The organism is Fibrobacter sp. (assembly GCA_024398965.1).
Lineage (GTDB): Bacteria > Fibrobacterota > Fibrobacteria > Fibrobacterales > Fibrobacteraceae > Fibrobacter.
In genome coordinates, this window is sequence record JAKSIF010000010.1 from 1 (window position 1) to 12282 (window position 12282).

Genomic DNA, 12282 nt, shown 5'->3' on the forward strand with positions numbered 1-12282 from the left:
ATTCTTTATACATGAAAACCCCGAAAGTTGTGTCCAACTTTCGGGGTTCACATCAAATGGAAAGCCTTTTTTTACTACACCTGGTCGAAGGTCCACTTCACATGATCCATCATGAAGTCGTGGGCATCGAATACCAGGCCGAACTGGTCCTTGATCTTACCGACTTCAAAGCGCATGGGAGTATCGCCCCAGCCCAGGTCGGTTTCTACAATCTTGGACTTTGTATCGGGCTTCAAGGAAAGCATCATCTCGGCAATTTCCTTCCAGCCAATCCATACGTCGCCAAGACCCAGGTAGATTTCTTCGTTCTTGTCGGATTCCAGCAATCGAACATAAAGTTCTGCCTGCTGGCTTGCATGAATAAACTGGGTTCCATCATTCTTGATCAGGTTGATATCGCGACCTTCCTTGACGGCACGAGCCATGTCAAAGAAGCGACGGTCCGGCTGGCAGCAGCCATCGATATAGGCAGGGTTGCCGAAGGTATAGCCCGGACGGATAATGTTTCTGGTCATCTTCACTTCGGGGAAGCTTGTACCATAACCATGGGCAAAGCCCAAGACGAAGGCCTCGCCGGCAGCCTTGGTGGCACCATAAAGATCTACGGGAAGGTTGGAGGTCACTTCGCGCATCACCGGGCGCATACGGCCCATGGCGGCGGTACTACTGGTGTAGATGAACTTCAGGCAGCCCGCCTTGGCAGCACTTTCAAGAATGTTCACCGTAGCGCGTGTATCATTCATCAGCATGGTGGCAGGAGTCTCGCCCCAGCCAAGGGCAATATGGATACAGGCGTCACAGCCTTCGAGACCGGCGGCGATTTTGTCAAAATCGGTAAGGGAGCATTCAACGAAACTCACGTTGGGCTGAGCCTTAAGGCTAGGGACCTTGTTGGGATGACGTGTGGCAATCACAACCTCGTGACCCTTGGCCAAAAGAGCCTTGACCACATAATGACCAATAAAACCTGTTCCACCGGTTACAAAAACTTTCATAAAAACCTCTTTTCCTAAAAATATATATAGCAAAACCCAGAAACAACAACTCTAAACACAAAAAAGTTTCCCCCCGTAACCACTTTGCGAAGGCACGAGACTTCAATTATGAATTATGAATTACGAATTACGAATTGATCATCTTTCATCTTTCATCCTTCATCCTTCATTTTTCATTCTTCATCCTTCACCTTTATCCTTTCTCCTTTATCCTCTCCCCTATCTTTTGCTACATTTTTATCGTAAGATTTCCAAGAGGTTTTATATGGCACGTATGCGCGTTCTCGTTCTGATGGGTGGTCCTTCCACCGAGCATGATGTTTCTGTGGTCAGCGGTACCGGTGTGGTCCGCGCCATGAATCCGGACAAGTACAATATCCATCCGGTGCTTATCGACAAGGACGGCACCTGGCACTGGTCTTCCCGCGAACTGTCCCCCTACCAGAAGGACAACTTCAGCGTGAACTACTTCCGCGGTCTCGAAGGCACGGCAGCCAACACCAAGAAGAACCCGGCCCTCTCTGAACTGCCGGATGCAGACATTGCATTCCTCGCCCTCCACGGCAAATGGGGCGAAGATGGCCATATCCAGGCCTTGCTTGAAAACTGGGGAATTCCCTACACCGGTTGCGGCCTTTTGGCTTCCGCTCTCGCCATGGACAAGATCAAGTCCAAGGAAATCTACCGCGCAAACGGCATCCCCACTCCGGACTACAAGGTCATCTGGAAGCACGACTTTACTGGCGACACCCTGGTGAAGGTTTCTGACGAACTTGGATTCCCCCTGGTCATCAAGGATCCTCTGGGCGGTTCCTCCATCGGTATCGGTATCGCCAAGGATCTTGACGAAGCAGGCAAGATTGCTCAGGACCTGTTCAAGGATTCCAACCGCCTCCTCTGCGAAAAGTTCATCGCCGGTGGCGAAGCAAGCTGCGGCTACATCGAAGGCGAAAAGCCCCTGCCTCCTACAGAAATGCGCATGACCACCCGTGAATACTTCGACTACGAAGCCAAGTACAACGGCGAATGCCAGGAAGTGACCCCCGCAGAATTTGCGCCGGAACTTACCGCACGCATTCAGGAACTGGTGAAGAACGCTCACTACGCTCTGGGCGGCGCAGGCTACAGCCGTACCGACGTCCGTATTACCAAAGACGGCGAACTGTACGCCATTGAAACCAACACCCTGCCCGGCATGACTCCCACGAGCCTCCTGCCCCAGCAGGCCGCATGCAACGGAATTACCTACAGCCAGCTCATCGACATGATCATCGAAAAGAGCCTGTATATTAAGAGATAATGAACAATTAAAAAATGAACGATGAACAATGGTTATAATGGTACGGCTTTGCCGTACTCATAAAAAAGCAGCGAAGCTGCCATTATGACAATTGTTAATTATTAATTGTTCATTGTTAATTTTATGATGAACTTAGACTTATTTGTAGACACCTCCCGCAAGGGAATTTCCATGGCTCTGCATTGCGCAGAAAAGTCCATTTACGAAGAAACCGTAGATGGAGCCGCACGTGGCGAAACCGCCTCTGCAATCATGGACGAACTACTTAACCGAGTCGGAGCAACTCTTGACGATGTAAAGCGCGTCATGGTTACAGTCGGCCCCGGCTCCTTCAGCGGTTTACGTACCGGTGTCGCCTTCTGCCAAGGGCTTTGCTTCAGCGGCAAACGCGAGCTATACGGTGTCAGCACCTTGCAGGCACTTGCCTGCTTTGGTTCCGCCAACGACAAAGACGCAGCCGTTGTAATCCGCGCCCGTAGCGGTTACTGGTACCTGCGTCTGAACGAAGCCGAAAGTTTCATTCCCACAGAAGAAGTAATCGCCCAACTCAAGGCCGCAAGCCCCAAGGCAATCGTCCTCGACGATGCAGCCCTTGCCGACGAAGCCCTCAGCGAAACTGTTAAATCCCTGGAAGCCGCAGGCACCGTGATTGCAAACGAAAAGGCACAACCTCTTTCAGCCTGGTCTCCCCTCTTTGACAAGGTTAAGGCAAGCCTGATCCAGGAAGCCAACTACATCCAGCCCTCCTACTTCGAGAAGCTGCACTAGGGCAACTGCGAGAGTTACATGTCCATCCGGAAAATGGAAATCCAGGACGTTCCCGCCATCCTTGAAATCCAGAATGCTCTGGCCTTCCAGGAATGGAACGAAAAGCAGTTCGCTTCTGAAATAAAGGCCAGCTACGCCTACTGTATCGTGGACGAACTGGGCGAAGGGAATATTGCCGGCTACGCCATTTTCCACCTGATGGGGTCAGATTCAGAACTGCTCAGCATTGCCGTTGATGCAAGCCTGCAGCGGTCCGGCATTGGCGAGAAGTTGTTGAAAGCCGGACTCGAAAATCTGGACCTTGCCGCAGGGGACGCCTGTTTCCTTGAAGTCAAGGAACATAACGAAAAGGCCCGCAAGTTCTACGAGAAACATGGGTTCAAGCTTTTTGGCACCCGCAAGAATTATTACTCAGACGGTGAGAACGCCGCACTTTACAAGCTAGAGGCTTAATTTGTCCAGAAACACAAAATCACACGACAAGAAAATCTTCAAGAGAATTACGGCAATTGCCGCTGGAGTCTTGATTCTGCTTGTTGCAGCATTTTATCTCGTCATGACCAAGAGCGGTCACTGGCTTGTGGACGACGATGAATTTGATCATGTAAAATGGGTTGTTGTTCTTGATGGACAATCCGCAGACATGGAACGTTCCGACTTTGCCGCAAACCTGCTGAACCAAGGCCGTGCAGATTCCATCTTGATTCTCGGACGTCGAAACTTTAGAAACCGTAGCAATGCCGAATTCTACGTAGACGACTTTATGCAACTGGGATCCTTCGACAGCAACGCTGTATTCATGGCCGTTCACGATGACGCCTCCACCATCGGTGAAGCCTACACCGTAATTCCCTGGCTCAAGGCCCGAAAGGCAGACACCGTTCTGCTGCTGACATCCGCTCCTGCAACCCACAGAGTCAAGCGAATCTTCTCCGCACTTTCTGGAGAACGTCCAGTGTATTACACCGCAGACATTCACCACTACATGTACGACGCCGACTCCTGGTACACCAACCGCGAGTCCCGCAAGAACTGGATTCGAGAATGGGCGGCTCTCGCCGTCTCGTACATTGACCTTTGGCCCTCCGGAATTTTGACTCCAGCTGATTCCACCTTCTACAGGCCAATCGTCACTGTTGCTGAATTTGAAAGGCAGAAGGATCCCATCGTTAATCTACAGGACTTGCTTCCCAAGGTTCAGGAAAAGATCAAGGAAGTTGCAGCAACAGAACCAGACGAAAAAACTGCAGCCGATTCTGTGAAAACAGATACGACCGCAGTCAAGGATTCTACAAAGAAGAACTAAATCCTAAATAAATTACAAACAAAGTATCGAAAGCACGGCTGTCAGCGGGGAATTCCAGTTGATGGCCGTTTCGTTACTGGCAAAGGAACAGCGTTCATCCGTATAGGAATGGCCTTCCAGCAAGCTGGGATAATGGGGCGCACGATGCATGTCCTGGCGATCCTTGTTCAGGCCTCCAGCAAGAAGCCCAGGGATAGGTTCCTTAACTCCATCGGAATGGCTAAGGCGGTGATGAACGTGCATGGGAGAACTCCAGGCGGAACCGGTTACAAAACTGCGGTTCACGGGATTTCGACCGTACACAAAGTTCAGCTGTTCGCGGCACCAGTCCGGCAGGATTTCACCGTCCACTTCCTTTCGCCAGGTTGATACAACAGCAAGCGTCAAGGCGTGATTACTGATTTCGCCGTTACTGCCCCAGATAAACCTGCGGATGGAAATTCCATAGGGATCAGCCTTCTGCAGACGGATAATTTCTGCAGCCACCTTCTCCAGGGTTTCTCTGGCCTTTCGCTGCAATTCAAGGTCCTTATCCTGCAAGGCAAGCAACATCCAGCCCATGTTCTGGGTGTCACGCCAGTCCACGCCAAAGTTAGGCGGATTCTGCTCCATGTCGCGAACAATCTGATCCTTCAGTTCCCCGAAGGAACCGTTGCAGAACAAGGCCACGCGAGCCCAGAAGAATTCGTCATCCACATGTTCGTCGCCGTAGCCGCCGCTTCCCTCGGTATTATGGGGCCATTCCGCGTCGGGATGTTCCACGGCCCAGCGGTAGGCACGCTCAGCCGCCTGCAGGCACTGCCCCGCGAAGCGTTCGTCAGTACTACGGAAGACACCGCAGGCTGCCGCCATAACGCCAGCAAAGTTCAGCGTAGACGTGGTGGACTTTCCAAGGATCAAGCGCTTCTGCAGCAGGTCGGAATCCTTAGGCGAGATAAATCCGTCCCAATGCTCAGGGCTTACCTTAAAGAAGACGCCGCCGTCGGAATCCTGCATGCGGGCAAAGAAATCCAGTTCAAAGCGCAGCTCTTCCTTCAGGCTAGTGGGCAATTCAAAGGTGCCGCCCACGTTCACAAAATCCGTACTGCATTTCTTGGGATCAACTCGTCCATCGCAAACACTGCAAGCAAGAAGCATGGTCCCTACGGAAACGCCGCCATTCACGATGTACTTGCCGTAGTCACCGGCGTCATACCAGCCGCCGTGGGCATTCCAGGTTCCCTCACGATTCATCATCTTGTGGAATCCAATGCAGTCGTCAAAATGAGCCGCAGGTCTTGCCCACTTTCCGGCAAATTCCTCGGGCAGTTCAACGCCACTACGCTGGTAGTAGAAGGACTTGATGTTGGCCTTCAGCTGGCGTTCAATCCAACTGTCAGAAATTTCAAACTTTTCTGTGGTAAATACAACCTTGCCGTCAAATACAATCTGGATGCGGTACTCCCCCGAAACATTCAGTTTCGAGAAATCTCCGCTCCAGAGATTTTCGTTGGAATACTCGCAGACACCAGAATGTTCAAAGGATCCCTCGCGAAGCAGTCCCTCAAATGCGACCGCTCCATCAACCACCGTTTCCACCCTAAAACCAAAATTCTTTGCCACCAGTTTTTCAGAGCTTTCTGACTTCAATACATCAATTAAAGTTGGTACGACAAAGAACACCTTAGGACCACAGGGAACATAGCCCACGTGGTTATAACGGACAGGATAACGGACAAGATCTTGCATGCCCTAAGATTTAGATATTTAGAGAAAATGAAACCACCCAATTCAAGGGATTTTCCGTTTACCGGCGGAACCACCACCTCGGCGACGTTTCAAAGCCATCTTGGCGACGTTCCGAAGCCACCTCGGCAACGTTCCAAAGCCATCTTGGCGATGTTCCGAAGCCATCCTGGCGACGTAAAGCTACTTAGCCTTGCCTCTCAGCAGGGCAATTTCTGCCGCATAACCGGGCAGTTCATTGGGCGTTTCCAGGTAAAAAGGCAAATTCTTCAAAACAGGATGATTTACCACCCTTACAAGAGCCTCAAGACCGATAAAGCCCCCGCCAATCACCTCATGACGGTCCTTATGGCTACCCATCGGATTCTTGCTGTCATTCAGATGAATCGCCTTCAAACGGCCAAGCCCCACAATCTTGTCGAACTGTTCCAGCACTTCGTCCAGATGGTCCACAATGTTGTAACCACCATCAAATACATGGCAGGTATCCAAACAAACGCCCATCTTTTCAGAAAGATTCACTCGGTCCAGAATCTGTCGCAGTTCCTCGAAAGTTCGGCCAACCTCGGAACCCTTGCCCGCCATGGTTTCCAGCAGAACCGTGGTCTTGTGTTCAGGCTTCAGCAATTGATTCAGCATGGCCGTTATATATTCAATTCCCACGTCCACACCCTGCTTCACATGGCTGCCGGGGTGAAAATTGTACATGGCGCCAGGGAAATGATCCATACGGAAAAGGTCATCCCGCATCACGTCCAAAGCATACTGACGAAGCCCCTCGTCGGCGGCACAGGGATTCAAAGTATAGGGAGCGTGGGCCAAAATCGGGGCAAAGTGATTTTCTTCCAGCAAGGTCACAAGCTTGGCGGCATCCGCCTTGTCAAAGGGCTTTGCGGAACCGCCACGAGGATTGCGGGTAAAAAACTGGAAGGTATCCGCCCCAATGGAAAGGGCGGTTCGTCCCATGGCATAAAAGCCATCAGAGCTAGACAAATGGCAACCAATATGCATGCTAGAACTCGTAATTCAAGGAGACCATGCCGTACAAATCCCTGTATTCGTCAGCCCTGCTATCGGGGCGGTAATTAAAGATGGCGCCCAAGGTCCAAATGGTGTATAGACGGGGAGAATGATGGACTGTCAGCGCAGCAATTGCATCAACGTCCAATTCCATCTCATCAAACTTTTCATTGTCGATTTCGTAATTCAGGAAATTCTGACGGATATTTCCTGTCAGGTTCAAGTCAAGGAAATCTTCAGAAAGTGGAATGGTCATGTTTTCAGCGAGGGCCCATTCAAATTCACGCATTTCGTTTCGATTGTAAATCTTGTAGCGAGGTACCACAGCCAGGACATTCCGGAAGCCCCCAACCTGCGTCGTCAGGGAAACAGGGTAACGCTGTTCGAAGTAATCACCGCCATGGAAATGATACCCCAGGATTCCAAATGTTTCGTCCTTAAAGTCAAGATCTTCAATCAGGTCGTCCTGCTCAAACTTGGAAAGATCATTCCTGAAGGTCCAGGCGCCAGACACCCTAAGAACATTCTTCGGAAGCTTGAACACAAAACCAAGTTCAACAATATTCTTCAACAGGTTTTCATTGAACTGGGTGGCCAAATATTCCTCATCGGAAAGGGCGTAGTACTTGGCCCAACGTACGGAGTCGATTTCGACAGTATCGCCATCTTCAACTACCTGCATCACAGGCTTACCCTTGACAGCATTAAACCAGGGGTCGTCATAGATTCCAGAAGAAAGACTGTAGTTGGAATACAGGCGCTGGTTTGTACTGCGGGTTCTGTAGTTCACCGCATACTTGACCAACATGGAAATTCGGTCATTCAGTTTGAACTCGTTATTCACATAGGCGTCGTGAATATAGAGAGTTCTGTTTTCGTCCTGCTCATGTTTCTTGAGCCACTCATCCTCTGCACCGGAGAACATGCCCCACTGGGTACCCTCCCCCATGCCAAAGATGTTGTAGCCATCAGCAGTATCGGCCGCATTTTCGACATTCATCTCGTAGCCAAAACCGAACTTCCAGAAATCACTGATATTCTGTCTAAAGTTACCGCCAACCATTCTTGAATTCTGCAGCAAATCCGGAGATCCGGCGCTATAGTATTCACTACCAACGTATCTCAGATATCCCTCGATAAAGGTATTGGCATTAGACCACTGGTAAGAACCAGCAACAGCCCAGTGTTCGTAATTCCAGAAATCCTTATGGTTCGGCTTAACCTCATCATCCTTAGAATCCTTCTTGGCTACTTCACGCGCTCTTTCCAGAACCCTTCTAAGTTCCTCACGCTTTTCACGATCGGTCTTCTGGACATTCTCGCCAAAGATGGATTCCAGCTGTTCCGAAGTAAGTCGATTTACCTCGTTTGGATTCTTCATCAGTTTATTCAGAAGGGCGAAATTCGACGCATCCAGGCCAGCGCTGGCAAATTCCCTGTTCACAGCGCGAATCTTTGCTGCATTCGCCGTATCTGCAGAACCAACAGAAACCTGTCCATTCAGCTTGATATCACCCGGGTATACAAGCCAGTTACCATCAGCAAAAAATGTTCTTGACGTTACCAAGGGACTTGCCGTGTTTGTATTTTCAGACATGCCGTCTCTCAGCAGGGGGTCATCAAGAAGATCCTTGCTTCCAACAAAGCCAAGGGTTCCATTAAAACGGCGGTGCATGTTCCAGCGAAGCTTGCCACCCACAACAATGGTCTGGGCCTCGGCTTCGCCATCTTCCGTATAGTCATTGTAGGCACTGGGATTTCTACTACCTTCCTTGACAGGAGCCTTATATTCACCAGCAAAGGCTGTTCCCACAAAGAGCGGCTCATCCGCCGCGTTCTTGAACAGGCCCAATTCGTACAAGCCACCAAACAGATTGATGCCATTCAGATAAAGTTCTCCTGCATTGGCAAAAAGGTCGCCCACAATAATCTTCTGTCTTTCATCGGTGTATGCGGCCTGCAAGAAACGAACATCAAGTCGGTTCCAGCGGTCGCTGGTCAAATCACCGGCAAATTCAAAAGTTTCGCCTTCCGGAGAGGTAAAGGCAAGATTTGCTGTCCAGTAGGCAAAGGCACCTGGCGTCTGGAAGTAGTTCTTGTAGCGTTCGCCCTCGGCAACCGTATCGCTATTCGAGATGTAATCTTCATGAGAATGATTGTGGCGAGTCGTCACCAAATGGTAACCCATGCCCATACCGATGTGTCCGGCCTTTTCCCAAACAGAATCTCGAGCAGCATTCTCTACCTTAAGAATCTTGGTGTTATCGGCGTGTACATTTTCCGGTTCATCACCAAGAATCGCAAATGTTTCGGCTACATTTTTCTGCAGATCCTTCTTGTTGTGTTCCAAGGACTGCTTTATCGATTCGGAAGGCAGGTCAGCAGATACAAGGGCAACCTCGTTATCAATCACAATGGTATTGCGCTGCTTAAAGGTATTGTCGCCAGCATCAAGAATTGCAATTTTATTTTCCATCAGTCTGGAATAACGCAAGTTGATGGAAGCCTCCTCCCCGGCAACAAGGGCGATTTCATTCTGCGCCAGGACAGACCCTTCCACATTCACAGAGGCGGCAATGCCAGTCCAGATACCGGCACCCTGGTTGTTCAGCAGCTTGGACCACTGAATATCAACGGAACTGTTCTTCACAAAAACTGCAGCGCGCCTGGTGTTCTCGATAACAGCATCACGAATTTCCAAAGCGCCACTTTCAACAGCAAAACCGAACTCGGCATTGGAAAGATGAACACCCTGGACTTCGGTTCTCTTTACGCCCGTAATAGAAATACCATTCCACAGAGACCCATCGGCAGCCGTCAATGTCACAGGATTATTGGCTTCGCCCACAATGGCCAAGGAACCGCCACGGACATCGATACCGGTTTCAGCAGCAAAGCGAAACTCTACACCGGCTTCAACCACAAGAGCCTTGTCCTCAGGCACAACAATGGTCTCGGTAACCATGTACGGAGACTTGTCTTTCTTGATAAATCCAGAAACAACGCCACCTAGGCGAGACTCCGTATCAACAGCAAAAGCACTCACATGGAGTGCTATAAAAATAAGCAGTAGAAATAACCTAAATCCCATTAACGGACCTCAAAAACCTTCCGCGCCTTTGCCTTGTAACCACTCTTGGCGGTGGCCTCAATGTCAAATCGGTTCAAGGCATCCCTCTTCAATTCAACTGGAATCTGGTAATCCAGATCTTGAATCTGCCCCAGAGTTTCCTGCAAAATAATTTTGCCATTCTGCTTCACGACAACCTTGTAGAGCGCTTCAGGATTGTTATCTGGCAGCTTAATCCTAAATTGCAAGGTCTTAGAAATATGATCCGGAATATCCCTGGGCGGAGGAGGAACAGACAAAACCTCCTTGTGAGCATTCACCACATCAATATTGAATCTCTTTATCGGATAGCATCCCATGGACTCAGTGACCTCGGTCGCATTGCCAGCCTGATCCACGACTCCGATAACATACGTATGACGACCTTCCTTAAGGTTGATTCGCTTCTGGACATTACGGACAATGGCCTCTTCGGAAACAGGAGCCCCATCGGCGGTAATGGTAAGTACGCCTGCGTCGTTCTTCATGTTCTTCACCGAAATGTGGGAGGCACAGCGCAAGGAATCGTAAGAAGAAATGGATACCGCAGGAGCGATACTGTTCACTTCGACGCAGGCCTTGTTCACCTGAAGGTTCACCGTCTTTGTTTCGGTAACGCCGGCACCAGCAAACGTAATAGTCGCCTTGTCCGCGTTCCACAGGCCATTTTCGTCGGTAAGGGCAATCTTATGCGCAAAGGAATGGGAAACGCCGTCGGCAGCCTTGATCAGGTTTCCAGACTGGTAGGAACCCACCTTTACAACCAGGGAGGCGCTTTCGTCGGACGTACGATAGAAACCTTCGATATTCAAGCCTTGTCCGCACACTTCAACCGCGGAGGGTGTCGACAGGTTAAAGCCGTTGGCAGAAACGGAAGCCGCAGCCTTTTCGGCTTCATCCTTCAAGTCCTTCTGGTATACGGAGTCCGCCTTCTGCACATCAGCCACCAGCTCGCTCACAGGCTTCTTTTCCTTCAGGATCTTTTCAAGACGCTTGGCAAAGCGGACGTCACCGGAAGAAGCCAGTTTTACAACAACCAGGGAATCCAGGCCGAAGGTAGTTTCTCCTGCTACGATGGAGACACTTTCTGAGCTACCGTTAGGAACAATTTCAAGCTTACCGGATTTCAAGCCTGCAAAGAACACACCTTCACCGCCCACATAGCCTTCTGTACCGCGAATCGATGCAGTTGCGGTACCGGTCTTGAACTTAAAGTTGGATTTCTTATTCTGAAGTTTGGGAACAGCAAAGTTCAAGTGGCCTTTCTTGATGTTAAGCTCCGTTTCGTAACCACCATTGTCGTTGGGAGTCAACACATTGACCAGTTCCACCTCGGTGTTTTCAGCAATGCTAATGGTACTGCCATCAACAAAATTGAAAATCACTTCGGACTCAACACCTGTCTTAACTCGGTCATACTGATATACCTTGGCATTAACACTCAAGGCAGCCCATTCACCCTGCTTAAACTTAAGTCGTTCGACGGAACCAAGAGTCGAACGAACCTTACCTACAGACTGGGCTGCCAAAGCCATTGCAGGAGCAATGGACAAAGCAATCATGGCACGAAGAAAAGGTTTCTGGAACATCGTAAATCCCCGCTAATATACACTTTGAAAATACCCTTTTTTCCCGAAAACGGTCAAGGATTTTTCAGACAGGTGATATATATCAAAAACTAGCCGCCAGCCAGTTTTACAGTGTATCCGCGTTTTTCCAGTTCAGACTTCAGCACGTTACGCTTGTCGCCTTGGATTTCAATGGCAAAGTCCTTTACAGAGCCGCCAACACCACACTTTTGCTTAAGCACGCGGCCAAGTTCCTTGAGCTCCGGTTCATCCAGTGGAACTCCAGTTACAACGCTAGCCATCTTACCGCCACCAAGGCGCTTCAAGGTTATACGGACAATCCCATCGCCCTGGGGTCTTTCGGCCTTAGGCTTTTCCTGCTTGACGCGGCCGCCCTGTTCTGTTGAATAAACCAGCGAGTAACGATCATCCATACCCATAATGGCTCCTTTTTTCTTCAAAGATAGCTAAACTCAGATGCAAAAAAAGAC

The 12282-nt window shown here is 49.9% G+C and carries 10 protein-coding genes; 4 read left to right on the plus strand and 6 right to left on the minus strand.

Going from position 1 to position 12282, the window contains the following annotated elements; all coding sequences use genetic code 11:
- Positions 1–74: 74 nt before the first annotated feature.
- Positions 75–995 carry an NAD(P)-dependent oxidoreductase gene (locus tag MJZ26_06005; GenBank protein MCQ2105328.1) on the minus strand — a complete coding sequence of 307 codons (921 nt, stop codon included), beginning with the start codon at positions 993–995 and terminating at the stop codon, positions 75–77.
- A gap of 265 nt (positions 996–1260) precedes the next feature.
- Here MJZ26_06005 and MJZ26_06010 point away from each other — a divergent pair, with 265 nt between their 5' ends.
- The 4 genes from MJZ26_06010 to MJZ26_06025 all read left to right on the plus strand — a co-directional run bounded on the left by MJZ26_06010 (position 1261) and on the right by MJZ26_06025 (position 4369).
- Positions 1261–2295: a D-alanine--D-alanine ligase gene (locus MJZ26_06010; protein MCQ2105329.1), complete on the plus strand. Its 1035-nt coding sequence runs from the start codon at positions 1261–1263 to the stop codon at positions 2293–2295.
- 123 nt (positions 2296–2418) lie between these two features.
- Complete coding sequence (tsaB, locus tag MJZ26_06015) at positions 2419–3063, plus strand: tRNA (adenosine(37)-N6)-threonylcarbamoyltransferase complex dimerization subunit type 1 TsaB (GenBank protein ID MCQ2105330.1); 645 nt, start codon at positions 2419–2421, stop codon at positions 3061–3063.
- A gap of 18 nt (positions 3064–3081) precedes the next feature.
- Positions 3082–3516: a ribosomal protein S18-alanine N-acetyltransferase gene (gene rimI / locus MJZ26_06020; protein MCQ2105331.1), complete on the plus strand. Its 435-nt coding sequence runs from the start codon at positions 3082–3084 to the stop codon at positions 3514–3516.
- 1 nt (position 3517) lies between these two features.
- On the plus strand, positions 3518–4369 hold the full coding sequence (locus MJZ26_06025) for a YdcF family protein (protein ID MCQ2105332.1): 852 nt from the start codon (positions 3518–3520) through the stop codon (positions 4367–4369).
- A gap of 12 nt (positions 4370–4381) precedes the next feature.
- Here the strand turns inward: MJZ26_06025 and MJZ26_06030 are convergent, their stop codons facing one another.
- The 5 genes from MJZ26_06030 to MJZ26_06050 all read right to left on the minus strand — a co-directional run bounded on the left by MJZ26_06030 (position 4382) and on the right by MJZ26_06050 (position 12231).
- The gene (locus tag MJZ26_06030) at positions 4382–6097 is read right to left on the minus strand and encodes a glycoside hydrolase family 9 protein (GenBank protein MCQ2105333.1); all 1716 of its coding nucleotides are present in this window, start codon (positions 6095–6097) and stop codon (positions 4382–4384) included.
- Positions 6098–6277: 180 nt separating this feature from the next.
- The gene (locus MJZ26_06035) at positions 6278–7105 is read right to left on the minus strand and encodes a deoxyribonuclease IV (protein ID MCQ2105334.1); all 828 of its coding nucleotides are present in this window, start codon (positions 7103–7105) and stop codon (positions 6278–6280) included.
- A 1-nt stretch (position 7106) separates the two neighbouring features.
- Positions 7107–10160 (minus strand): right-handed parallel beta-helix repeat-containing protein, encoded by a 3054-nt coding sequence (locus MJZ26_06040; GenBank protein ID MCQ2105335.1) that lies wholly within the window; start codon positions 10158–10160, stop codon positions 7107–7109.
- A 44-nt stretch (positions 10161–10204) separates the two neighbouring features.
- Complete coding sequence (locus MJZ26_06045; protein ID MCQ2105336.1) at positions 10205–11812, minus strand: FecR family protein; 1608 nt, start codon at positions 11810–11812, stop codon at positions 10205–10207.
- Positions 11813–11901: 89 nt separating this feature from the next.
- Entirely contained in the window at positions 11902–12231 is a 330-nt protein-coding gene (locus MJZ26_06050; GenBank protein MCQ2105337.1) for a stress response translation initiation inhibitor YciH, read from the minus strand.
- Between the last annotated feature and the right edge of the window lie 51 nt (positions 12232–12282).

Excerpts from the sequence above, each read along its gene's own strand:
- MJZ26_06005 (MCQ2105328.1), bottom strand. The coding sequence starts at position 995 with ATGAAAGTTTTTGTAACCGGTGGAACAGGTTTTATTGGTCATTATGTG.
- MJZ26_06010 (MCQ2105329.1), top strand. The coding sequence starts at position 1,261 with ATGGCACGTATGCGCGTTCTCGTTCTGATGGGTGGTCCTTCCACCGAG.
- tsaB (MCQ2105330.1), top strand. The coding sequence starts at position 2,419 with ATGATGAACTTAGACTTATTTGTAGACACCTCCCGCAAGGGAATTTCC.
- rimI (MCQ2105331.1), top strand. The coding sequence starts at position 3,082 with ATGTCCATCCGGAAAATGGAAATCCAGGACGTTCCCGCCATCCTTGAA.
- MJZ26_06030 (MCQ2105333.1), bottom strand. The coding sequence starts at position 6,097 with ATGCAAGATCTTGTCCGTTATCCTGTCCGTTATAACCACGTGGGCTAT.
- MJZ26_06035 (MCQ2105334.1), bottom strand. The coding sequence starts at position 7,105 with ATGCATATTGGTTGCCATTTGTCTAGCTCTGATGGCTTTTATGCCATG.
- MJZ26_06045 (MCQ2105336.1), bottom strand. The coding sequence starts at position 11,812 with ATGTTCCAGAAACCTTTTCTTCGTGCCATGATTGCTTTGTCCATTGCT.
- MJZ26_06050 (MCQ2105337.1), bottom strand. The coding sequence starts at position 12,231 with ATGGGTATGGATGATCGTTACTCGCTGGTTTATTCAACAGAACAGGGC.